Origin of the sequence: Mycobacterium basiliense (assembly GCF_900292015.1) — a bacterium.
Taxonomy (GTDB): domain Bacteria; phylum Actinomycetota; class Actinomycetes; order Mycobacteriales; family Mycobacteriaceae; genus Mycobacterium; species Mycobacterium basiliense.
Genome location: NZ_LR130759.1, coordinates 3965214 through 3987458 on the forward strand (window position 1 = coordinate 3965214; position 22245 = coordinate 3987458).

At 64.0% G+C, this 22245-nt stretch carries 19 protein-coding genes; 12 read left to right on the forward strand and 7 right to left on the reverse strand.

Annotated features, from left to right (window positions below; translation table 11 throughout):
* Nucleotides 1–5: 5 nt before the first annotated feature.
* Both MB901379_RS16615 and MB901379_RS16620 read right to left on the reverse strand, forming a co-directional pair.
* Nucleotides 6–197, reverse strand: coding sequence for a ferredoxin (locus MB901379_RS16615; protein WP_158017628.1), 192 nt, complete (start codon nt 195–197; stop codon nt 6–8).
* Nucleotides 198–213: 16 nt separating this feature from the next.
* Nucleotides 214–2616, reverse strand: a complete 2403-nt coding sequence (locus MB901379_RS16620; protein ID WP_158017629.1) for a CaiB/BaiF CoA-transferase family protein — start codon at nt 2614–2616, stop codon at nt 214–216.
* Between the two features lie 99 nt (nt 2617–2715).
* Between MB901379_RS16620 and MB901379_RS16625 the strand changes: the two genes are divergently transcribed.
* Both MB901379_RS16625 and MB901379_RS16630 read left to right on the forward strand, forming a co-directional pair.
* The gene (locus tag MB901379_RS16625; RefSeq protein ID WP_158017630.1) at nt 2716–3537 is read left to right on the forward strand and encodes a FadR/GntR family transcriptional regulator; all 822 of its coding nucleotides are present in this window, start codon (nt 2716–2718) and stop codon (nt 3535–3537) included.
* A 14-nt stretch (nt 3538–3551) separates the two neighbouring features.
* Nucleotides 3552–4280, forward strand: coding sequence for an SDR family NAD(P)-dependent oxidoreductase (locus tag MB901379_RS16630; RefSeq protein WP_158017631.1), 729 nt, complete (start codon nt 3552–3554; stop codon nt 4278–4280).
* On the opposite strand, the gene MB901379_RS16635 is transcribed toward MB901379_RS16630, so the two are convergent.
* Nucleotides 4258–5103 carry an LLM class flavin-dependent oxidoreductase gene (locus tag MB901379_RS16635; RefSeq protein WP_158017632.1) on the reverse strand — a complete coding sequence of 282 codons (846 nt, stop codon included), beginning with the start codon at nt 5101–5103 and terminating at the stop codon, nt 4258–4260. The two genes, MB901379_RS16630 and MB901379_RS16635, sit on opposite strands and share 23 nt — an antisense overlap.
* An 84-nt stretch (nt 5104–5187) precedes the next feature.
* Here MB901379_RS16635 and MB901379_RS16640 point away from each other — a divergent pair, with 84 nt between their 5' ends.
* The 7 genes from MB901379_RS16640 (at nt 5188) to MB901379_RS16670 (ending at nt 13250) form a co-directional block, all read left to right on the forward strand.
* Nucleotides 5188–6237, forward strand: a complete 1050-nt coding sequence (locus MB901379_RS16640; RefSeq protein WP_158017633.1) for an acyl-CoA dehydrogenase family protein — start codon at nt 5188–5190, stop codon at nt 6235–6237.
* Nucleotides 6234–7337 carry an acyl-CoA dehydrogenase family protein gene (locus MB901379_RS16645; RefSeq protein ID WP_158017634.1) on the forward strand — a complete coding sequence of 368 codons (1104 nt, stop codon included), beginning with the start codon at nt 6234–6236 and terminating at the stop codon, nt 7335–7337. The genes MB901379_RS16640 and MB901379_RS16645 overlap by 4 nt, the downstream gene beginning before the upstream one ends.
* Entirely contained in the window at nt 7334–8500 is a 1167-nt protein-coding gene (locus tag MB901379_RS16650; protein ID WP_174237037.1) for an acyl-CoA dehydrogenase family protein, read from the forward strand. The genes MB901379_RS16645 and MB901379_RS16650 overlap by 4 nt, the downstream gene beginning before the upstream one ends.
* Nucleotides 8497–9432 (forward strand): acyl-CoA dehydrogenase family protein, encoded by a 936-nt coding sequence (locus MB901379_RS16655; RefSeq protein ID WP_158017636.1) that lies wholly within the window; start codon nt 8497–8499, stop codon nt 9430–9432. Before MB901379_RS16650 ends, MB901379_RS16655 begins: the two co-directional genes overlap by 4 nt.
* Nucleotides 9429–10922, forward strand: coding sequence for a class I adenylate-forming enzyme family protein (locus MB901379_RS16660; RefSeq protein ID WP_158017637.1), 1494 nt, complete (start codon nt 9429–9431; stop codon nt 10920–10922). Before MB901379_RS16655 ends, MB901379_RS16660 begins: the two co-directional genes overlap by 4 nt.
* A gap of 162 nt (nt 10923–11084) precedes the next feature.
* A complete protein-coding gene (locus tag MB901379_RS16665) occupies nt 11085–12068 on the forward strand; it encodes an NAD-dependent epimerase/dehydratase family protein (protein WP_158017638.1) in 984 nt (327 codons plus the stop codon).
* Between the two features lie 147 nt (nt 12069–12215).
* A complete protein-coding gene (locus MB901379_RS16670) occupies nt 12216–13250 on the forward strand; it encodes a hypothetical protein (protein WP_232022140.1) in 1035 nt (344 codons plus the stop codon).
* Between the two features lie 12 nt (nt 13251–13262).
* Here the strand turns inward: MB901379_RS16670 and MB901379_RS16675 are convergent, their stop codons facing one another.
* The 4 genes from MB901379_RS16675 to MB901379_RS16690 form a co-directional block, all read right to left on the reverse strand.
* Nucleotides 13263–14483, reverse strand: a complete 1221-nt coding sequence (locus MB901379_RS16675; protein WP_158017639.1) for a peptidoglycan DD-metalloendopeptidase family protein — start codon at nt 14481–14483, stop codon at nt 13263–13265.
* A 25-nt stretch (nt 14484–14508) separates the two neighbouring features.
* Nucleotides 14509–15432 carry a class I SAM-dependent methyltransferase gene (locus MB901379_RS16680; protein WP_158017640.1) on the reverse strand — a complete coding sequence of 308 codons (924 nt, stop codon included), beginning with the start codon at nt 15430–15432 and terminating at the stop codon, nt 14509–14511.
* 347 nt (nt 15433–15779) lie between these two features.
* Nucleotides 15780–16688: a class I SAM-dependent methyltransferase gene (locus tag MB901379_RS16685; protein ID WP_158017641.1), complete on the reverse strand. Its 909-nt coding sequence runs from the start codon at nt 16686–16688 to the stop codon at nt 15780–15782.
* Between the two features lie 128 nt (nt 16689–16816).
* Nucleotides 16817–18253, reverse strand: a complete 1437-nt coding sequence (locus MB901379_RS16690; RefSeq protein WP_158019257.1) for a serine hydrolase domain-containing protein — start codon at nt 18251–18253, stop codon at nt 16817–16819.
* A gap of 545 nt (nt 18254–18798) precedes the next feature.
* Between MB901379_RS16690 and MB901379_RS16695 the strand changes: the two genes are divergently transcribed.
* From MB901379_RS16695 to MB901379_RS16705, 3 genes are all read left to right on the forward strand, one after another.
* The gene (locus tag MB901379_RS16695) at nt 18799–19272 is read left to right on the forward strand and encodes an Rv1419 family lectin (RefSeq protein ID WP_158017642.1); all 474 of its coding nucleotides are present in this window, start codon (nt 18799–18801) and stop codon (nt 19270–19272) included.
* Nucleotides 19273–19441: 169 nt separating this feature from the next.
* A complete protein-coding gene (locus MB901379_RS16700) occupies nt 19442–20461 on the forward strand; it encodes a hotdog fold thioesterase (RefSeq protein WP_158017643.1) in 1020 nt (339 codons plus the stop codon).
* 71 nt (nt 20462–20532) lie between these two features.
* Nucleotides 20533–21738, forward strand: a complete 1206-nt coding sequence (locus tag MB901379_RS16705) for an amidohydrolase family protein (protein WP_158017644.1) — start codon at nt 20533–20535, stop codon at nt 21736–21738.
* The last annotated feature ends 507 nt before the right edge of the window (nt 21739–22245 follow it).

The window sequence follows — 22245 nt, forward strand, 5'->3', positions numbered from 1 at the left end:
GGTCCTCAGTCCACTATCCGCAGCGCGGCCTTAGGACACTGCTCAACCGCCGCGCGCACGTCGATCTCGCGGTCCGGCGGGACCCGGCATTCGGCGATCTGGACCACGTCCTGGTCACCAAGTTCGAAGATGTCGGGGGCCAGCGATTCGCAAAATCCGTTGGCCTCACACATGTTTTTGTCGACAATCACCCGCATCAGTTGCTCCCTGTCTTCATGCCCCCTTGGGACGGGTCCCGATCACCCCGGTTGCCGCCAGCCGGGCGAGCTCTTCATCGGATAGCCCACACCTTTCACGCAGTACCTCTGCATTGTGCTCGCCAAGCAGCGGCGGCGGCCGGCGCAACCATTCATGCTGGCCGGCCAATCGAGCGAACGGCGGCGTGGGATAGCGGGCGGCACCGGCCCGCGGATGCACCAGCGACTCGAAGAATCCCCGTTCGCGCAGTTGAGGATTCTCGGTCACCAACGACGGCGATACCACTGGCCCGGCTGGAATGCCGGCATCGGCGAGCGCTTCAAGCACCGATGCCAGCGGCTGACCGGCGAACCAATTGCGCAACCAGCAGTCAATCTCGTCGGCCCGTTCTCGCCGCCCTTCGATGGTCGACAACCCGTCATCACACCAGGACGGCCGGCCCATCAGCCCCACCAGCGCCGACCACTGCCGATCGTCACACACGCTGATCGCAATCCAATTATCGCCGTCGCCAGCACACCGATAGAGATTCTGTAGCGCACCACCGTGGCCACGATTACCCCTGCGGTCCAGCGTGATTGCGTAAACCTCGAATTCGATCGGCTGTATTGCGGTGGTGTTCAGCACGCTTTCGACCATCGGCAGCTCCACCTGCTGACCTACCCCGGTGCGACGGGCGAAGTGCAACGCGGCCAACACCGCGAATGCGGCGTGCACACCCGCCAGCGGATCACATGCCCCGCGCGGCGTTACCGGCGGGTCCTCCGGCAGCCCGGTCACCCAGGTAAGACCACCGATCTGCTCCATGGTCGGCGCGAATCCGACCCGATCGCGCCACGGACCTTCCAACCCGAAGGCCGGCATTCGTGCGACGACGAGTTCGGGATTCACCTCGAGCAACTTCGCGGCGGTGAGCCCGAAGTGGTCCATCACCCGCGGCGAGAAGTTCTCGATCACCACGTCCGACCCAGCCGCCAGCGAAAGGAACAGCTTACGTCCCTCGGGCGAGCCTAAATCCAGTGTCACCGAACGCTTGTTGGTGTTCATCGCGTGGAATACCCAGCCGTATTCCCACCAGTCGTCCACGTCGGTGCGCATGCCGCCCGAGTATCGAATGCCATCGGGACGTTGGATCGATTCGATCTTGACGACGTCGGCGCCGAAGGCGGCCAGCAGGTGGGTGGCGGCCGGCCCGGCCCAGAACGCGGTCAAATCTACAATCCGAACGCCCTCCAGCGGCAGACCCGCCGGAGCCGGGAACGGCTCTGGTTCGGCCCCGCGCCCCGCCGGCGTGTCGTTGTCGGCGCCGATCCGAGTGGTGACTCCCACCGAAGCCGGCGCACACCGCGACATCAACCACGGTGGGCGCGGTTGGTGAAAGCCGGCGGGGTTGTCGATGAACACCCCGCGCTGCACCATGTAGTCCATGCCGCCGATGCTGGCGCCGTTACCCAACGCCGCGATCGGTAGCCGGAACAATTGTCCCAGCGCGACGATCTCCTCGACGGTCCGCTCGGCAATCCAAGGACGGATCGATTCCCGGATCAGGTCGCGGTATTCCCATCGGCCAATCTGAAATCGCAGCTGGGGAATGTCTTCCAGCTGCGGGCATTCGACCATCGCGGTGAAGTCGAGCCACTGCTGGCCGGTGACCATGGTGATCCCGACGTAGCCATCCTTGGCGGGTTCGATCGAGGGCACTTCCAGGGTGCGACGGACCGGCGGCACCTGCAGCAGCTGTGAATGTAGCCATTCGCTGCTTTGCATCAACGCCATCGCCTCGAGCATGGATAGATCAAGATGCTCGCCAGCACCGCCCTGTTCCACGCGGTGACGCACGGCCAGCACACCGAAGGCGGCGAACACACCACCCATGTACTCCCCCACGTCCCCGCCGATGGAGATGGGCGGCCCGGCGGGATCACCGCGAAACCCGGGCGAACCCGCCCACGCCTGCAGGGTGAACTCACTGGCGGCACGATCGGCAAATGGACCATGCCAGCCGAAGTCCGAAATGGTGACCACGACCGCGCGCGGCGATGCGGCCAGTAGTTGGCGGGGTTCGATACCCACCTCCGCCGCTTGTGACCGGCCGCCGGTAACGATTAGCACGTCGGCGGCGGCGAGTTCGGCCCGATACCGCTCGGAATCCGGAGTCAGCGTCAGACTTTGCTTGCCCGCGTTGAGATAGCAGTACAGCGGCGCTGCGGGCGCGCCCTCGGGCGGCGGTGAACAGCTCGCCGAGTACCGCCGCAACGGATCCCCTTGCGGCGGTTCGATTTTACGTACCTGAGCGCCAGCATCAACGAGCAACTTGGCGCAGTAACTGCCGGCTATGCGGTCACTGATCTCGACCACACGCAACTGTTCGATCGGGGTTGGCCGCCGGTCAGAACCATGACTCACGCTGCCGAGCATAGTTCTATCTATGCCATTACTGCTAAGATAGCTAAGCAAATCGAGTTCGCGGGCCCCAGCCACCGCGGCTCTCCCCTGTTGCCTGTATGCGAGGACCGGATGACCGCCCTGGGAGTTGGCCCCGATGCCCGACGCAGGTTGTCGGCGCCGAGGATCGCCGAAATCGTAGCCGATGAGTTGCGCCGGCAGATTATCGACGGCGAACTCGCCGACGGCGATTTGCTGCCGCGGCAAGAATTGCTGGTCGAACAGTTCAACGTCAGTCTGGTGTCACTACGCGAGGCGTTGCGGATCTTGGAGACCGAAGGATTGGTGTCGGTCCGGCGCGGCAACCGTGGCGGCGCCGTCGTGCACGCGCCCGCCAAGACCAGCGCCGCCTACATGCTCGGCCTGCTGTTGCAAAGCGAGTCGGTTGCCGTCAGCGATTTGGGAACCGCGCTACAGGAACTCGAGCCCGCCTGTGCCGCCTTGGCGGCCCAGCGTCCCGACCGCGCCGACACCTTGGTGCCCGAGCTCAAGCGGATCAACGACGCCATGGCCGAGAACCTCGATGACGGTCGCATGTTCACCGAAATCGGGCGCCAATTCCACGATCTCATCGTCCGTGGGTGCGGGAACCACACGATTATCGCGGTTGTCGGCACGTTGGAGACGCTGTGGACCAGCCACGAACAACAATGGGCCGACGAGAACGCGGCTCGTGGCACCTACCCGTCGCTGGCCAAGCGCCGCGCGGTGCTCACCACACACATCAAGCTGGCCGAGACGATTGCCGACGGCGACGTCGACCGGGCCCGGCGCATCGCCGGCCGCCATCTCGCCGATACCCAGACCTATGTCCTGTCGGGTCGAGCCGAACAACGGATCCATGCGCTTTCGCCCCAGGCGTTGTCACGCCAGCGCGACATGCGCCGTCCCTGAATCGACCGAAGCTCTTGCGAACCGCGTTGGTCACCGGCGGTAGCGGTGGAATTGGAAAGGCCTGCGCCGGCAAGCTCTGTGAGCTCGACTATGACGTGGTACTCGTGGCACGACGCGAAGAACCACTGCGCGAGGCTGCCGCACGGCTGGGCGCCCGATACATGGTCGCCGATGTAGCTGATCCAATTGGATTCTCCACGGCGATGAGCCAGCTCGACAGAATCGACCTTGTCGTCCACGCGGCCGGAGCGCTGGGCGGAACCTACGCTCGCAAGCAGACATTCGAGCAGTGGCGCGCGATCATCTCGGCCAATCTCGACTCCTGTTTTGTGGTGACCTCCGCGGTGCTACCACGAATGGGTGCGGGTTCGCGGCTGGTGTTCATTTCGTCCTCGGCGGCACACGAACCGATGCCGGCCCGCACCGCATACTCGGCCGCAAAAGCCGGCATGAACGCGTTCGCCCGCGCACTGGCGCTCGAAGTCGACCGGGACGGTATCAACGTTCACGTTGTCACGCCGGGTCCCGTGGAAACCGATATGCTGCAGAAGGTTCCCTTCGAAATGTTTGCCATCAAGGTCTCCGACGTCGCCGCCACGGTCGCCTGGCTCGACACCGTCGACCCAGCTGTCGATTTGCCCGAGATCCGGCTCAGCGCCGTCGAGCGGGGCCCTTTCTCGCGCCCTGCCGTGGTACCCGACGAAGCGCGCCGGCGCTCAATCAAGGATCCGGGAAGGCCTTGATCACCGACTCGCCGAACTCGGTCAGGGTATCCGCAGCGGCGAAATCGGCGAACCAAATATAGAAGCGCTCGACACGCTGTGTAGCTAAGGCGGCGAAGTGCCCAATCAACGCGTCGGCATCGCCGCAGACGAGCCCGGGTCCCAGGTAACCGAACCTTCGGGTGCTGACCGCACGCACAACGCTCGGATCGCGGCCGGCACCGACAAAGCCCACCATCTGCTGAACCGATATCCGGGCCGATCCCGCTTCCTGGGCCAGCCTGGAGAACCGACCGATGTGGTTGGCCGGCAGATTCCACCAATCCGCGTATTTACGAACCAATTCCATGATCCGACGTGCACTGCCACCCACCACCAACGGTATGGGATGCCGTGCTGTGGGCAATTGGCCATTCCCGCTATCGCTCCAGTATTGCCGGATCAACGCCAGATGCCGGTCGAGTTGCTCGACTCGAGCCAGCGGATCGTGTAGACCCACATCGAATCTGGCGAACTCCGCCGGCCACGATCCCGAACCGATGCCAAGATCAAACCTGCCACCGGATGCCGCCGAGAGGGTAAGCGCCTGTTTGGCGAGCACGGCCGGATGACGAAACGCGTCACACAGCACCAAATGGCCGACGCGCAACCTCCGCGTCTTGGCCGCCACCCAGGTGGCGATGCTCATTGCCTCCCAGATGTTTTCATCAGGCTGGCCGGGAGCCTCGAGATGATCGATGAACGCCACACCGTCGAACCCATTGGCCTCGGCACGCAACGCTCGCTCGACGAAGTCGGCGACCGGAAACCGCACCTGCGGCAAGAACAGATACCACTCGACCATGCAAACCACCTTGGGTGTCTGTCCGCCGCCTACTCGATTGCGCGGGGCTGCCTAGTTTACTATTTTTATTATGTTAGGGGTATTATGGATGTCGGTTTGACCTCGGAACAGCTGGCGCTGCGTTGCACCGTGCGCGACATCCTGCGCGCCGAGAGTCCACCGGACGTTGCCCGGCAAGCCCTGACCGATCCAGAGCGCTGGCGCGCGCTGTGGAAAACCGCGGTCGATCTCGGTTGGACTGAGCTTGCCGCGGCTGATTCCAATGGCGATTTCGGCCTTATGGAGCTGGTCCTGGTCCTCGAAGAGTGCGGCGCGGCCGTCGCCCCTATCCCGTTGCTGAGCAGCGTTGGTCTGGCCGCCGGCGTACTGCGGGACTGCGGCCCGACGGCTCACGACGTGCTGACCGAGATCGCCGGCGGTGTCGTGGCTACCCTGGCCGTCCACTCGCCCGGGTATCGGCTACCGCGGCCACCGATGACGTTGCGGGATGGACGCCTGCGCGGACGCGCCGTTGCGGTGCCCAATCTGGTGCGCGCCGAACTCGTGGTCACACTGGCGAGCTCCGATAGCGGGCTGGTGGCCGCCGTCGCTCCCTGCGGCGACGGCGCACGGATCCTGCCCGGCGAGTCGACCGACCCGGCGCAACCTCTCGCCGACGTCGAGCTCGACACAGCCCCCATCGCCCTCGCGCCGCTGGCAACCCTCGAATCGGCACTTACCGCGCCGCTGATTGCCGCCGCGGCCGACCTGGTCGGCGTGGCCAGCGCCGCCCTGCACCGATCCGTCGAACACGCGAAATCGCGGCGTCAGTTCGGCAGTGCGATCGGCGCCTTCCAAGGAATCAAACACGTGTTGGCCGACAACTACGTCAGCCTGGAGCGCGCCCGCGGCCTCACCTATGCGGCCGCGGCCCATCCGGACTGGACCACCGCCGCCATGGCGAAGGCGGCCGCCGGCGAGGCCGCCGACAAGTGTGTACGGACCGCGGTGCAGGTACACGGGGCCCTGGCTCAGACCTGGGAACACGACATCCACCTCTATGTCCGGCACGCCTGGCAGGGCGCGGCGATGCTGGGCGATAGCCGTGCGCTTTTCCACCAAGTGGGCCGGCGCTTTGCCAGCGGTGCGGCATGACCGCGCCCGCACCGATAGTCGCTGAATTCGTCGAGTGGCTAACCGATTTCCTGCCCGACGACTATTACGAGCGATATCAGGATTACCGCTGGGATATTCCGTTGCGGTGCGACTACCAACGGGCCGCCTTCGATGCCGGATGGATACAACCGACCTGGACGCACGAGCATGGCGGTCGATCGCTGGGTTTGCGCTCCGCCATGGGGATTCGAATCGAGGCCGCGTTGCGGTCCGCGCCCAAGCTGCCCAATATCGCCGGACCCAACGTCGCCGCGCCCGGTATCCGTCAGTTCGGCACCCCGGAGCAGATCGATCGGCTGCTGGTGCCCCTGCTACGGGGCGACGAGTGGTGGGCGCTGGGCATGTCGGAACCTGAAGCCGGATCGGACTTCGCCAGCCTGCGCACTCGCGCCGAACGTGACGGCGAGATATTCCGGGTCAACGGCCACAAGATATGGACCACCCAGGCCCACGAGTCACGTTGGTGCACCCTATATGCCCGCACCGATCCCGATGCGCCGAAACACCGCGGCATCTCCTGCCTCATCCTCGACCTGCGCTCACCCGGAGTGCGGATCGAACCAATTCGGATGGCTACGACCTCCGACGAAACGTTTTGCGAAGTCTTCCTCGAGGACGTCGAGGTGCCGGCCGACAACCTGTTGGGCCCCCACCACGGCGGGTGGAACGTCGCGCTGTCGTCGCTGCACCATGAACGCCAAATGATCTGGATCATGAACTGGGTCGAGATCAAACGCGGGCTCGCCTCAATGCAGGGCACCAGCGACGAACACATCTACACCGAATTGGGCTCGCTGCTCGCCGACGCCGAAGCGCTCCGGGCCACCGGATACCGCTCGCTGGCAAACGAACTCGCGGGCCGCGCCAGCCCCGAGGCGAACATCTTGAAGTTGCTCGGATCGGTTACTTTGCAACGTGTTTGGGACTTGAGCGCCTCGGCCGCCGGTCCGACCTCGGCCGCTGATCCGGCGCTGCTGTTTGAACGCCAAGATGCACTGGCCGCGACCATCTACGGTGGAACATCCGAGGTCCAGCGCAACATCATCGCCGAGCGGCTGCTCGGACTGCCGAAAGGATGACCGGGATGGACTACGACCTCGGCAGCGACGCGGGAGAAGTACGCACCCGGTTGCGGCAATTGATCGCACATCACGTACCCGCGGACTTCCTGGGAGCCTGCACTGACGATCCCCAAGACCTGGCCACCACCGAATCCTTCTGCAAGATGCTGGCCGCCGAGGGACTGCTGGCACTGTCCTGGCCCAAAGAGCATGGCGGCGGCGGTGGTTCGGTCTGGCAGCAGACCGTGCTGCGGGAGGAGATGTGGGCCCACCACGAGCCGCGCGGACCACAATACATGGGAATCAACTGGGTCGGCCCCGCGCTGATGCGCTACGGAACCCCCGAGCAGAAAGCCAGGCACCTAGCGGCCATTGCGGCCGGTGAAGTGATTTGGTGTCAAGGATTTTCCGAACCGGAGGCGGGAAGTGATCTCGCGTCGCTGCGCACCCGGGCGGTGCCGGATGGCCCCGACGGCACAAGTTGGCGTATCACCGGTCAGAAGGTATGGACGTCGTATGCTCAGATGGCGTCGTGGTGCGTGCTCGCGGCGTGTACCGATCCCGATGCTCCTAAGCCCAAACGGCTCACGCTGTTTCTGATTCCAATGGATCGGCCAGGTTTCACGATCCGTCCAATCCCGTCGATGCTGGGACCGCACCACCTCAACGAGATGTTCCTCGACGGCGTGCCGGCATTTCCGAATGATGTGCTGGGTGAGCCCGGCGACGGCTGGCGAGTCATGCGGGAGGCACTGGCATTCGAACGTGTCGGCATTGCCCGTTATGCACGCTGTGAATCGCTGCTCGACCGGATGCGTGGCGAGCTCGGCGACAACTGGCATCGCTTGCCGGAATCCATTCGGGTCCGCTGGGTCCGCGCCCTCGTCGACTTGCGGGTGGCTCGACTGCTGGCCTATCGAGCGATATCGCTGCAGGACGATCCGGCAGCGAGCGCGGCGGCCAGCGCCGCCCGCATCGCCACCACCACATGCGACCAACAGGTCGCCGAGTTGCTCTTCGACGTACTAGGTCCGGCGGCATTGGATAGCGGCGGCACCGCCGCACTGCACGGTGCAATCGAGGATCATTGGCGCTACGCACAGGCGGCCACCGTGGCGTCGGGCACGATCGAGGTACAACGAATGTTGGTGGCCCGCGACGTCTTGGGAGACCACCGGTGAATACCGAACTACCACAAGATGTTACCGAATTTCGAACTGTTGCCGCCGAACGGCTCGCACAACTGGGCGGGCCACCGGCGGCACTGCGAGCCGAGGCCGACGACGGCATTCGGCAGGCGGCACGCGATGCCCTCAACGACGTTGGCGCCTTCGAGCTCGACGTCCGAACCGGCCCCGATGATCGACTGGCCGCGGCCGTGCTCTGCCAGGCCGCCGGAGCCGTGGCCCTCCCCTACCCACTGGTCGAGGAGCTGCTGTCCATCGACGGGGCCCGCCTGGCGTTGGTGAATCCCGACGCCCCGCGCATCGACCATGGCGATCTGTCCGGCGCCTGGATCGCCGCCGACCTGGACGGTAATCGCTACCACCCCCTGCCGGCATCTCGATCCAATGCCAAGCTGGGTCCCTTCCTGGTCCCGGCCGCGTTGGACGGACCCGACGGATCCGTCCCCGCTGCCGACATCAACCTTCATCTGATGCTGGGATCATGGCGGATTCTGGGCGCGATGGGACAGTCGCTGGACATCGTCACCGCGCACGTAAGATCGCGAGTTCAGTTCGGCAAACCGCTCGCGGATTTCCAAGCCGTCAGGTTCGCCGTCGCGGATGCGTCGGTCTCGCTACGCGGTCTTTGCGAACTTGCCAAGTACACCGTAAGCCGACCGGAAACGGTCCCGGCGCAGATTTGCTCGGCCGACGCACTGGTGCTGCGGCTCAAGGCCGCCGACACCGCACGGCAGGTGCTTCGCACGTCCCACCAACTGCTCGGCGCTCTAGGCTTTTGCGACGAATCCGACATCAGCGTGCTCGACCGGCACAGCCAACCCCTCCTGCGGTTGCCGCTGAGTGCCGAAGCGCTCGCACAGCGACTGATACCCAATGCCGCGGATGGCTCCCTGGAAACCCTATTCAGCGATCCGGTTTCGACATGAGCACCCAACCGATCGCCTCCGACGCGACACCCGATCCGCTCGCCGACGGGATTCCGTTCGGAACCAAACTTTACGAGCTCTCGCAAGAGCGCCGTGGCGCTTTGGCGGTGACCGTAGTGGGGCTCGAAGGAAGCATGCATTCGATGACCTTCGGTGAGCTCGATGCCCGGGCTAACCAGTGGGGGCGGGCACTGGCCAGCAACGGCGCGGAGGTGGGTTCCCTGGTGGCCCTCGCGATTCCGAACTCACAGCACCTGGTACTGGCCACGTTGGGGTGCTGGAAGATCGGCGCGGTTCCCATTCCCATGCACTGGGATCTGCCCGAATGGGAGCGCGACCGGGTGCAGGCGGTGATCGATCCCACCGTGATCATCGACGAACAAAGCCGTTGGATGCTGGAGGCACTCGCCGCAGCGGAGTCCCAGAGCCCGTTGCCCCCAGCCGTTTCCCCCACCGCCAATGGCATCTGCAGCAGCGGATCGACCGGCGTGCCCAAAGTAATCCTCAATCTGGCGCCATCGCTGTGGACTCCCCAGCACGGCGAGCCGTTCTTGTCGTCCTGGACACCGGTAGTGCAGCCGCAGACGATCATGGTGCCGGCGCCGATGTATCACACCAACGGTTTCGCCACGTTTCTCATGCTGTTGGCGGGCGACCACCTGGTGGTGCTCGAAAAGTTCGATGCGGCCCTGGTTGTGGACGTGATCGAACGGTTTCGGGTCACCAATTTCACCGCCACGCCGACGATGCTGGCGCGCATTGCGGCCCTGCCGGACATCGGACAGCGGGACCTGTCCAGCATCGTCTTCATCCTGCAAGGCGCCGCCGTGATGCCGCCGTCGCTGCTGCACACCTGGTTCGACCTGCTCAGTCCGGAACAGATCGTGACCGCCTACGGAATGACCGAGAATCTCGGGCTGACCGCGCTCCGCGGCGACGAATGGCTTTCGCATCCGGGCAGCGTTGGTCGTGGCTTCCGCGACACCGAGATCCAGATCCTGGACTCCCGGCAGCGACCGCTGGGACCCGGCGAGCACGGCGACGTCTACCTACGCGCTCCGATGAGCGCCGGATACCGCTATCTGGGTGGAGCCCCACCGCTGCCGTCGACCGTGGACGGCTTTCGCAGCGCGGGCGATGTCGGATATCTGGACGAGGACGGCTACCTCTACATCGTCGACCGCCGGGTCGACATGATCGTCACCGGCGGTGCGAATGTCTTTCCGGCAGAGGTCGAGTCCGCACTGGCCGGGCATCCCGATATCGCCGACGTGGTGGTGCTAGGTATCACCGACGCGCGCTGGGGACGTCGAGTACACGCCGTAGTGCAAGCCGCGGCGCCGCTGACCGAGCAGCAGGTGATCGCCTACGCCAAGAATCGGCTGGCGTCGTACAAGGTGCCCAAGACGGTCGAATTCGTCGACCAGATTCCACGCACGGCGGCCACGAAGGTAAATCGTTCGGCGATGATCGCGGCCCGGGGCGGTTGAGGGTAAGCCGGTCAAAAAGGCCTTCCTCGACGCCGGCACATTCCCGCCGGCGTACGTGCCGGTGATCTCGGGTTCGGTAGGCCATCGATAACGGATCGCTGACTTGGCCACCAGCATCGATTAAGCTCACGCCTTAAGGATGACACGCGAGGGGCGAATCAAATGGAAATACTCGTCACGGGGGGCGCAGGCTTCCAGGGAAGTCATCTATCCGAGTCGCTCCTGGCCGACGGGCATTGGGTCACCGTCCTGAATACGTCATCGAAGAGCGCAATCCGAAACACAAATGACTTCCGTTCGCACGAGCGGGCGGCCTTTATCTCGGGTTCGGTGACCGATGGAGAAACGGTCCATCGGGCGGTGCGCGAGCACCACGTCGTTTTTCATCTGGCCGCCAATATCAACGTCGACCAGTCTCTCGGCGACCCGGAGAGCTTTCTCGAAACCAACGTCATGGGTACCTACCGGGTACTGGAGGCGGTACGGCGCTACAAGAACCGGTTGATCTACGTGTCAACCTGCGAAGTGTATGGCGGCGGACACGATCTGCAGGAAGGCGAGCTTCTTGACGAGCGAGCAGAACTGAAACCGAACAGCCCCTACGGCGCCTCCAAGGCGGCCGCCGATCGGCTGTGCTACTCCTACTTCCGCTCCTATGGAGTTGACGTCACGATTGTCCGGCCATTCAATATCTTCGGGGTGCGCCAGAAAACCGGGCGATTCGGTGCGCTGATTCCACGACTCGTCCGGCAGGCCATCAATGGCGAAGACCTCACGATCTTCGGCGATGGTTCGGCGACACGCGATTATCTGTACGTAAGCGATATCATCAATGCCTACAACCTGGTGTTGCACAATACCGAGCTTCGGGGACAGGCGATTAATTTCGCGAGCGGTAAAAACACCCGGGTTAAGGACATCGTCGAGTACATCGCCGGCAAGTTCGACGCCAAAATCGCACGTCGCGAGGCACGAGCCGGCGAAGTCGCCTGTTTTCCGGCCAACATCGACCGGGCTACCAGCATCGGATTCCGGCCCGAAGTCGGTATCTGGGACGGCATCGATCGCTATATCCAATGGGCGAAGGATCAGCCGCGGTACACCTACGAACAAGACGGGTTCAGCGGTGTCCTGTCTCCCCGGTGAGGCCCGCGATTCGGGGTCTCCGGAAAAAGCGTGTCTGGGCCCAGTTCACCACAGTTAGGCTGATGAAAAGGTGCATTCCATCGGCGGGATGTTGTGGCGTGTTCAGGGAGCAAGGAATCTGAAGTGAACAAGCCGGCTGAGGTGTCGATGCGTGGCGGTGAATTCGATGGCGATTTGTTAACGTCGCTGCGCGCCGAGGTCGACGCGTGGAGTGCGCATGACGCCCTGGCGCAGTTGGTTGCGATGTTCGGCGGAATTTTCCCGCGGCGCGACAATCTGGCAGCCCGGTTGGCCTGCTTGGACGAGTTCAGCACGGTATGGGATTACCGGGGCCGGACGAGGGTACCTCCGAGCGGGGAGCAGGTGCAGTGCCAGGATGCCGACGGCGGAGCGCGGTGGATGATCCCCCGTCTGGACCTGTCGGACGGGCAACTGGACACGATCACGACACTGGCGAAACAGCTGGGCCTCACCGATGAGTCATCACCCACCCAAACAACATTCGACTACATCCTGGTAATCGGAACCGGACGCTACTCGAACCTACTTCGGGCCCGGTGGGCGCGGGATTTGGCCGCCGAGCTTCGCGTCGGTCATATCGTCTTGGCCGCCGCTTCTCGACGACTCTTGCCGTCGGAAGAGGACGCGGTCGCGTCCTGTGCACCCGGCGCGGCTACCGAGTTCGAGCTGCTGGCAGCCGCTGCGGCCGACGCGTTCGGGATCGATACCCGCGAAGTGGTACGCCATGGCCGGCAGCGGGTCGGCGACCCGCATCGGGGCCAGATACTCTGGCGCTTCGGCGAAGACAGCAATGACCTCGGGCTGCCGATCACCCTGCTCGAGGCACCGTCTCCGGACCCGAACAACCGCCGCGCCACCTCCGCGGATACCTTCACCTTTACCGCGCGGACACTGGATATGCAGCAATCGAGTTGCCTACTGGTGACCGGTCAGCCGTTCGTCCCGTACCAGAACTTTGACGCGTTGCGAACTCTGACCCTGCCGTTCGGAATTGGGATTCAGACGGTGGGCTTCGGCATCGACCGCTACGAGGGACTGCACGACATGGACCTGCAGCATCCCGCCAAGCTGCTGCAGGAGGTCCGCTCGACGATCCGGGCCGGCCGCAGTCTGCTGGAACGGATCGAGGCTTACCACGAACGCCTCAAGCCGCCACGCTAAGAACGCCCAAGACTACTCCTCGGCGGTGATTGTGCACGGTGTCGCGGGCGGGTAGCTGCCCGATACCGCGCGCACGCGCCCCGGCGGCGGCCACGGCCGCAGCCCCATGTTGCCCAGATAGCGCAGTGGATTGACGTGTGCGCGCCGAACCCGAGTCTCGAAATGCAGGTAACCGTCTGTTGATTGGTCTTGCGCACCGAGGCTGCCGATCCGGGTTCCCGCACCTATTCGATCACCGGGTGTGAATCGCTGGTCATCACCAGGCCGAAACACATAGTGGATTTCGGTATCGCCGTTCGCGATGGTCACCGAGTGAAGGTGATCGACAGCGCTTGCGCGGCGGATAGTTCCAGATGTGACGGCGTAGACTGGGCTGCCGGGGTCAGCGGCGAAGTCGACGCCGGGGTGGAAGCCGTCCGCGCGGGGTCCGTATCCACGGCCAATCGCGCGTGGCTCCGCCTCTATCGGCAGCCGCGCGCCCGGCTCGATCCGTTCGAAGTCGCCGCGCACCCGCCGCTGGTAGTCGGCTTTGAGGAGGTCCACCTCATCGAGCGCGTAGCCGAACAACAGGGATCGGTCGTAGGCCACACCAAAGTTGTGCCGAAAATCCGGATCGAGCCGCATGTAGTGCCGGACTCGCGAGATGCGTTCCTCCAGGGTCGACCAACCGTTGTGCGTCAACCGGATTCCGTCCAGCTGCCCGATCCGACCGTGATCGGTGATGTTGGCCGGCCAGTGCGAATTGTGCATCAACTTCGATCCCGCATACAGCCCCGGACGCCACCGCCAAAACGGTCCGCGCAGCGCCTCGGCGGTGCCCATCACCGGCACCATGTCCGGATACTCCGGGTCATCCCAGCGGGAGACCATCGGACACATTAGCGCCGCCACGTCGTCCGATGTGCGGGCCAGCACCTCGCGGATGTCGACGTCGATCTGGAAAATCCAGTCGGCGTCGACCATCACGATCCAATCGGGGCGACAGAAGTCGGCCATCCGGTAGAGCAACTCCAACCCGGTGGACTCGGGGATCAACCACGGTGTGGACGGTAGATCTGCGCGGGCGCGAACAACATTGGTGACCGCGGCGTGGTTCGCCAGAATCCTGGCGGTGTCGTCGGTGCTGCGGTCGTCGATCGCGTAGATGTCGTCGCAGAAGGAGGCCAGCGAGTCCAAAGTGTCAGCCAAGGTCTGCCCGGCATTGTGGGCACGCGTTATCGCCAGAATCCGCATCGTGGTGTCCAGATAGTCGCAGGTATCACGCGAGAACCGAAATGTAGTAGCTGGGCTTGTCGGAAGGGGCAACGTAATTGCCAGGCATCCGGGGCAGGTCGTGATCAGCCAGCAGCTGCGCGGCCGTGGTCCCCACCGATCGCCAGCCGTGGTTGTCGAGGTAGGCGGAAACCTCGTTACGGGGCCCGGAATAGTTCAGCGACCAGATATCCAGGTGGAATCCATGGTCGCGCCAGGTGTGAGTCGCATTGCGGATGATCTCTTCTACCCGCCCGGAGTCCAGGTCCGACGAGCCCACGAACGTCTCCATCGCCATCCGGCTCGCCGGCGCGCTGAGATCGGTGACGTTGTCCAGCAAGCGGTCCTGTGCTTCAGGCGGCAGGTAGCCGAACAGACCTTCGGCGATCCAGGCGGTCGGTAGCGCCGGGTCGAACCCACTACCCAGCAGCGCGGCCGGCCAGTCGTGACGCAGGTCGGCCGGCACCATTGTCAGCTGCGCCGTTGGCTCGGCACCCAGCTGCGCCAACGTTTCGGCCTTGAACTGCAGCACGTCGGGCTGATCGATCTCATACACCGTCATGCCTGGCGGCCACGGCAGTCGGTAGCCGCGCGCGTCGAGCCCGGAGGCCAGGATCACCGCCTGCCGAATCCCGGCGGCCGTCGCGTCGGCAAGAAACTGATCGAAGTAGCGAGTGCGGGCCACCAACTCGGTGGTCATTCGCTGTAAACCCCAGGCCGCTTCGGGCTCGTCCACGTCGGACGCGCTGAGCTCCCCAGTGGCCCATTTGACCAGGAATTCGATACCCACCGCGCGGACCAATGGCTCGGCGAACCGGTCCTCGATCAATGGCTCGGCCGAATTGGTAGCCCTTGCGCGGCCCGCCGCCACCAGCGTCGCGGTCGCACCGACATGGCTGGCCAGATCCCAGCTGTCGTCGTCTGTACGCACCCAGTCCTCCCGTCTAGCGGCGTTCGGCGCACGTAACGGTGGATATCCAGTCCTGCAGCGTGGCCGCCCACACACCCAACTCAGGGCGACCTCCTCGCCGTTTGTGCCCTGCACGCCCAGCTCGTCCGCCGGCGCAACGTGGGCCCGGGGTCCTTATCCCCGGCGATTCGTTGACCATCCGAACCTGTCCTCCGCCGTTGACGCACACCTGTCCGTCGCCGTGATCGTGGATAGCCACGGCTAGTTTGCGACCACGGTCAAGAATTGCACACAAATGCGGTCTTCAGCGAAGCTGTTCACTCACATTGATCGGCCGACGGGCGCACCGCAGTCCACCGCGGGGCTGATCACCGCAGCCGGTCGCTCAGGCCGCCGCTAATGAAGATCGTGTCGTCGTCGCCAGCGGGCGCATCGAGGCCGCTGCGCCGGAACAGTTCGGCGAGCGACACGCCTTCGAGCTGCCAACCCTTGGCACCAAGGTAGTCGAGGACGTGGTTGCGTTGGCCGGTGTAGACCAACGAAGCCAAGTCGACGTCGACGCCGTGACCGCGGAACGGGTTGGATATGGTGCGGGCCCGCTCGGCATCGAAATCCACGATACTGGTCACGAATTCGGTGGCTACCATGCTCCCGGGCGCGCTGAGGGCGGTGATGTTGTCGAACAGCCGGTCCTGGGCCTCCGGCTTTAGATAGATCAGTAGCCCCTCGGCAAGCCACGCCGTCGGCACGGCCGAGTCAAGACCGGCTGCTCGCAATGCCGTCGACCAATCTGCGCGCAAGTCGATCGGCACGGCGCGCTGAGTGGCACCGGGTTCGGCACCCAGGTCGGCCAACGTCGTTGTCTTAAACTCCATCACCTGTGGTTGGTCGATCTCGTACACCACCGTCCCGGTGGGCCACGGCAGACGGTAGGCACGCGCGTCCAACCCAGACGCGAGGATCACCAGTTGCCGAATCCCGCCATCGGTGGCGTTGCGGCAGTAGTCGTCAAAGTACTTCGTGCGGACCGCGTTTCCGTCGACCATCGCCTGCGCCACCGTCGGTGAGATATCCGCGATCGTCGACATGTCGAGTTCACCGTCCATCATTTTGGTGAAGAAATCCAGCCCCACCGCACGGACCAGGGGTTCGGCAAACGGATCGTTGATCAACCCGCGCGGATCCTTGGTGGCCATCGCGCGCCCGGCGGCGACAATGGTCGCGGTGACGCCGACGCTAGACGCCAGATCCCAATCGTCGTCGTCGGCTCGGGGCATCAGCCCAGCTTAACCGTGAGTCGAGCATCCGGGGGGCGTCGAAGCCGCCCGCTCAGACGGCCCAGCTGGGCGCCCACTGGCACGATTTCGCTCGGCCATCTGCCGTGCTGACCTCACGGGTGGCTGTGCTACTGGCGACGGAACAGGCGCCCGTGGGCGCTACAGAGCCAGGCGATATTTCCGTCCGGTCCACGGACGAAGTTGGATCGACTGCCGGTGGGCTTGTCGTCGGGTCCAAGGTCGAGCCCGTAGTCAGGCCGGTAGAAGGCGAGGCCCAGTCTGACGTTGTCCGGACCATCCGGATCGGCGTCGCCGGTGCCAATCGTTCCTGTGAGCTGGCCGTCCTTTGCCCAGAAGTCGATGACCGTTTGCTCGCGGCTGCCATCTTGCGAGACTTGCTCGGCGATGTACCTGCCCTCGTAGGGCGCCAGCTCGACCACGCCAAGGCGTTGCGGCATTGCCGGCAGGTTGCTGACTCCCGCGAATTTCCGCAACGCCCAGTCGCAGGCAAAAAGGTCATTGATCATATGAAATCCGCCATCGGAGTTGGTGAGAACGGTCATGGCGAAGTTGCGGCCGGGCACCATGAAGAAACCAGAGCGTTGTCCTCTCCAGGTGCCGCCGTGTTCCACAATGGTCACGCCCTCCGCGGAGGGCCGCAGCATCCACGTCACGCCCATCCCGGTCAGCTCGACCCAAAGGGTTCCGCCCGCACCGGGGTTCGAGCGCATTGCCTCCAGCGACTGTCGGCAAAGAATCTGCTCGCCGCTAGGCGCTCTGCCGTCGCCGAGGTGGAACCGTGCATAGCTCAACTGATCCCTCGCGGTGGACATCAATCCACCGGTGGGGTTGCAGCTGCGTGGGAATGCCCAAAAGTCGGTATCGACAATGGGTTTGCCGTCGATAACGCCGTGCGATGCCGCCACTTTCAGTCCGACAATTTGGTCGGAAAAGTAGCGGGTGTGGGTCAGCTGCAGCGGGTCAAGCACCAGCTTCTGCACCGCAGATTCGTAGGTTGTTCCGACGACCAGCTCGATGATACGGCCCGCCACCACAAGGCCTGAATTGTTGTATGCGAACCCGGTTCCCGGAGGTGTCAGCTGCGGCAAGCCGCTCATCGCGTTGACATAGCGCGCCACCGCGTCATCGCCGCGCCCAAAGTCCTGCCCATTGCGACCATCCCAGCCACCGGTGTGGTTGAGCAATTGGCGCACGGTAACCGTGGCGCTGACTGACTGGTCGGCGACCGCGAAGTCGGGGAGGTAGCGGCGCACCGGTGAATCCAGGTCTACCTTGCCCTGCTCCACCAACCGCATCATCACGGTGCCGGTGAAGGTCTTTGTGGTGGAACCGATTCGGAAGACAGTGTCGCCGTCGACAGGCAACGGATGGTCGACGTTGGTGACCCCGTAGCCCCTGACGTACTCTTGGCCGCCGACCCAGACGGCCACCGCGACACCCGGAATCGCGTAGGCCTTCATGCCCGCGTTGATTTTGGCGTCGAGTTCGTCGAACGCTACGCCAAGTTCTGGGCGGCCAACGGTTTCAACCACCGCAGCGGCGATTTCGTGCGGTAGTCGATCTAGCGCACGCGCGCCTTCGGTGGCGGCTACACGACCAGGGCGCGTCGCCGCCTGTCACTTCAGGCCATCCCATCTGCGGATCTGCCCAGTTGTTGTCGGCGCAGTCGGTCGCCAACCGCACAAGCTCGGTGACGGCCAGTCCGCGGCACGCCGGCCCATCTACCGGCTTCGTGGGCGGTATCGGCTTGGTCAACCAGCGCGCAAAGCTTGTCGTTGGCGTTCGGCACTGCCGTCCACATGATTATCAATATAGCTGGACTTGGCTAGGCATCGAGAAGCCTCGGAAGTGGGTGCGCCTCGGCGGGTTCTTCATTATGACGCGCTGGATGCCCAACGGCCGCTGGAGCGGATTCGGTTGCACTGCTTGGGGCGTCGTGAGAATCTCGGCGAGCCCGACGGGCCGCGGCCGACACACGCGCGGACACACGGCGACCCTCACGCCATCCCCGTCGCGGCCGGAGCGGATTTGCCACGTCCGGTGACAAGAATGCTCACGGTTCGAGAAGATTCGAAGGGACGGAACCGAGATGTATCAAACGTGGATGATTAACGGGGTGCGCCGAGCGCTTGTCTTCATGGGCACCGTATTCGTTGTTGCGGTGCTGGGCATTGGTCAGGCAAAAGCCAATGGCCCGGTTCAGTTGAAAAGCCGGTTGGGCGACGCTTGTTTGGACGCCCCGAGCGGGAGCTGGATCACCCCGGTGGTGGTCAAGCCCTGCAATGGTACGGACTTCCAGCGTTGGAATCTCACCGACGCCGGCCAGCTTGAGAGCGTGTCCTTTCCCGGGGAATGCCTCAACGCGCCGGGACAGAGTTGGGTGGTGCATTTGCAGCCCTGCATCGACTGGATAAGCCAGCATTGGAGTATCCAGCCCAACGGCCATGTCACAAGTGAACTCGGGGGTTGCCTCACGGTCCTCGGCGGCCCGGACCCTGGGACGTGGGTATCCAACAGATTTTGCAGCGGAAATGCAGACCAAGGGTGGGATAGCGTTCCGTGACCGGGCGATTCGGCGCCGACCGGAGCACCGCAAGCCGAGCCGGCCGCACTGATCGAAATTCCAGGGGCGCCAACGCCATGGCCGTCCACCTTTCCCACATATGCAACAAAGCGCGGTAACCTCATTCTCAAAGCGTTCTTTCAGCGCCCCAAAAGAGGAGAATCCGCACATGGCCGGCCCGAGCGAGCAAGTTGACGCAACCCGCGCCGACCGCTTCATCAAAACGGCGGTGGACATCCTCGGCGAAACCGGACGCACCGACTTCACGGTGCAGGAAGTCGTTGCGCGTTCCAAGACCTCGTTGCGGGCGTTCTACCAGCACTTCAACAGCAAGGACGAACTCCTGCTGGCGCTGTTCGACCGGACCATGTCCCAGACCGCGCACCTGTGGCGGGCCGAAACCTCCGGACTCGACAGCACCGCCGCACTAAAGCTAGTGATCGATCGCATCAGCGCACAACCGGAGTCCACCACTCAGGACAGCCTCAACCGGGCGTTGAGTCTCTACAACCAGCACCTGGCCGAGACCCGGCCCCGGGAATACGCCCGCGTCCTTTCTCCCCTTCATCGGCTGATCCGCGACATCGTCGCACAGGGCATCACCGAGGGGGTCTTCCATCCCGGACTCGACGTCGGAGCCGCGGCGGCGATTGTCATGCAGACGGTGCTGGGCGCACTGCGATTGCATTGGCTGGGAACCGAATTGAATGGAACACCGCTCGACGCTGGGCAACTGTACGAGTTCTGCAGCCGGGCCCTTGGGATTCGCGAGACAGACGAGTCGACGGTGTCCTCGCTGGCCGATTTGTTCGCCCACATGGGAATGCGCCAAGATACCGGCCACGACGACGAGTTTGCGATGACGATGCCGGTCAGCCCGCAGGTGGTCAATACGTCCGGCGCGCTGCAAGGCGGTTTGATCGCCACCCTTGCCGACGTGGCAGGTGGTCAGCTTGGCTTGCAGTACTTGCCACCGGGCACTGCCATGACGACGTCCGACCTCGTCATTCGATATCTGCGTCCGATCAGGCGTGGCTCGGCGCTGGCCGTGCCTCGGGTCCTGCGAGCCGGCCAGCGCGCGCTTGTCATGCAGGTCGACATCTTCGGCGACAGCCGCAGCGAGCTCGCGGCAACGGCGACCCTCAATTTTGCAATCATCAATAGGAAAGGTGGCGACGAAAGCGATTAGCGGCAGCCTGTCACCAAGTGGTAACGTCATTACCATCAGCTGACAATCGCGACTTTTACGAGGAGATCGCCATGGCGTCTCGCGAGCTTCCCTTCCCGGTATTCGATGCCGACAACCACATGTATGAGCCGCAGGAGGCCCTCACCAAGTTCCTCCCGGACAAGCGCAAACACGTGATCGACTACGTGCAGGTCCGCGGTCGCACCAAGATCGTGGTGCGGGGGCACATCAGCGACTACATACCGAACCCGACGTTCGAGGTGGTGGCGCGACCGGGCGCGCAGGAGGAGTACTTCCGGCACGGCAGCGGCGGCAAGAGTTACCGCGAGGTGATGGGTGAGCCGATGAAGGCGATCCCGGCCTTCCGGGAACCCGGTCCCCGCCTGGAGGTCATGGATGAACTCGGCCTCGACTACGCCCTGATGTTCCCGACCCTTGCCAGCCTGGTCGAAGAACGGATGAAGGACGACCCGGAGATGACGCACGATGTCATCCATGCACTCAACGAGTGGATGTATGAGACGTGGTCGTTCAACTACCAGGACCGCATCTTCGCCACCCCGGTGATCACGCTGCCCATCGTCGGGCGGGCGCTCGAAGAGCTCGAGTGGTGCCTTCAACGGGGCGCTCGCACCGTGCTGGTGCGCCCGGCGCCAGTACCCGGCTACCGTGGCAGCCGGTCGTTCGGCTTTGCGGAATTCGACCCGTTCTGGCAAGCCTGCATCAAGGCTGGGATCCCGGTCTCGATGCATGCCTCCGACAGCGGCTACTCCGAATTGATGAACGTGTGGGAGCCCGGCGACGAATTCCTGCCCTTTAAGCCGACGGCATTCCGCAGCCTGGCGATGGGCCACCGACCGATCGAAGATGCGATGGGGGCGTTGGTCTGCCACGGCGCGCTGTCGCGCAACCCCGAGCTGCGCGTGTTGTCAATCGAAAACGGTGCCGACTGGGTGCCACACCTGTTCCGGGGCTTGAAGGGCGTCTACAAGAAGATGCCGAACGCTTTCAGCGAAGACCCGATCGAGGCATTCAAACGTTGCGTGTACATCAGCCCCTTCTGGGAGGACCGGTTCACCGAGATCGTGAAAATGGTCGGTACCGACCGCGTGGTGTTCGGCTCCGATTGGCCGCACCCCGAAGGCCTCAAGGACCCCATTTCGTTTGTCGACGAGCTGTCCGATTTCGACCAGGAAGACGTCGCAAAGATCATGGGCGGCAACATGATGGAAGTGATGAAGGTCGGGACGGCAGCCCCCAAGCCGGTTAGCGCGTAACCGAGACCACTCCCCTGGTCCCTTGGTCCGGAAGAACGCCCCACGGAGTGCACATGGCGTCGGGTGATGGTGTACGCGCATGATCGCGCCCGGACCTGCTGGTATGAGCCCCTCCTTCTGGCAGTTGTCGCGCGTCCACAATTGGCCGGAATTCGCCGAGAGGTCCCGCATCATCGCCGTCGAAAATGCTGCCAACCCACCCGAAAACGTTGCCGCACCGGGACAATAACTACCTACGCGACTGCCTAACCGCACTGCAGGACGGCGACTTCCAGCAGGACCAGGTGGCGCGCCCGACTCGCGCTCGACACAGAGTTCGGTCCCGACCGGGACCGCTCGTGCGCCGGTGACCTCCCCACCCGTCCGGGCGCTGGCTGAACACACCGACGACGCGAAAACATTTTGGTGCCGCGAGCAGGGCACACACATTGATAACCTGGATGTTAACGGTTGGCGGAGACGTCAGGGCGTGTGATTCGTGTAGCTCATCGGTCCATAGGAGGGACG

Coding starts and splice junctions, on each gene's coding strand:
- MB901379_RS16625 (WP_158017630.1), top strand. CDS start 2,716: ATGACCGCCCTGGGAGTTGGCCCCGATGCCCGACGCAGGTTGTCGGCG.
- MB901379_RS16635 (WP_158017632.1), bottom strand. CDS start 5,103: ATGGTCGAGTGGTATCTGTTCTTGCCGCAGGTGCGGTTTCCGGTCGCC.
- MB901379_RS16695 (WP_158017642.1), top strand. CDS start 18,799: ATGTATCAAACGTGGATGATTAACGGGGTGCGCCGAGCGCTTGTCTTC.
- MB901379_RS16640 (WP_158017633.1), top strand. CDS start 5,188: ATGGATGTCGGTTTGACCTCGGAACAGCTGGCGCTGCGTTGCACCGTG.
- MB901379_RS16670 (WP_232022140.1), top strand. CDS start 12,216: ATGCGTGGCGGTGAATTCGATGGCGATTTGTTAACGTCGCTGCGCGCC.
- MB901379_RS16705 (WP_158017644.1), top strand. CDS start 20,533: ATGGCGTCTCGCGAGCTTCCCTTCCCGGTATTCGATGCCGACAACCAC.
- MB901379_RS16660 (WP_158017637.1), top strand. CDS start 9,429: ATGAGCACCCAACCGATCGCCTCCGACGCGACACCCGATCCGCTCGCC.
- MB901379_RS16620 (WP_158017629.1), bottom strand. CDS start 2,616: ATGCTCGGCAGCGTGAGTCATGGTTCTGACCGGCGGCCAACCCCGATC.
- MB901379_RS16685 (WP_158017641.1), bottom strand. CDS start 16,688: ATGCCCCGAGCCGACGACGACGATTGGGATCTGGCGTCTAGCGTCGGC.
- MB901379_RS16650 (WP_174237037.1), top strand. CDS start 7,334: ATGACCGGGATGGACTACGACCTCGGCAGCGACGCGGGAGAAGTACGC.
- MB901379_RS16675 (WP_158017639.1), bottom strand. CDS start 14,483: ATGCGGATTCTGGCGATAACGCGTGCCCACAATGCCGGGCAGACCTTG.
- MB901379_RS16615 (WP_158017628.1), bottom strand. CDS start 197: ATGCGGGTGATTGTCGACAAAAACATGTGTGAGGCCAACGGATTTTGC.
- MB901379_RS16700 (WP_158017643.1), top strand. CDS start 19,442: ATGGCCGGCCCGAGCGAGCAAGTTGACGCAACCCGCGCCGACCGCTTC.
- MB901379_RS16665 (WP_158017638.1), top strand. CDS start 11,085: ATGGAAATACTCGTCACGGGGGGCGCAGGCTTCCAGGGAAGTCATCTA.
- MB901379_RS16645 (WP_158017634.1), top strand. CDS start 6,234: ATGACCGCGCCCGCACCGATAGTCGCTGAATTCGTCGAGTGGCTAACC.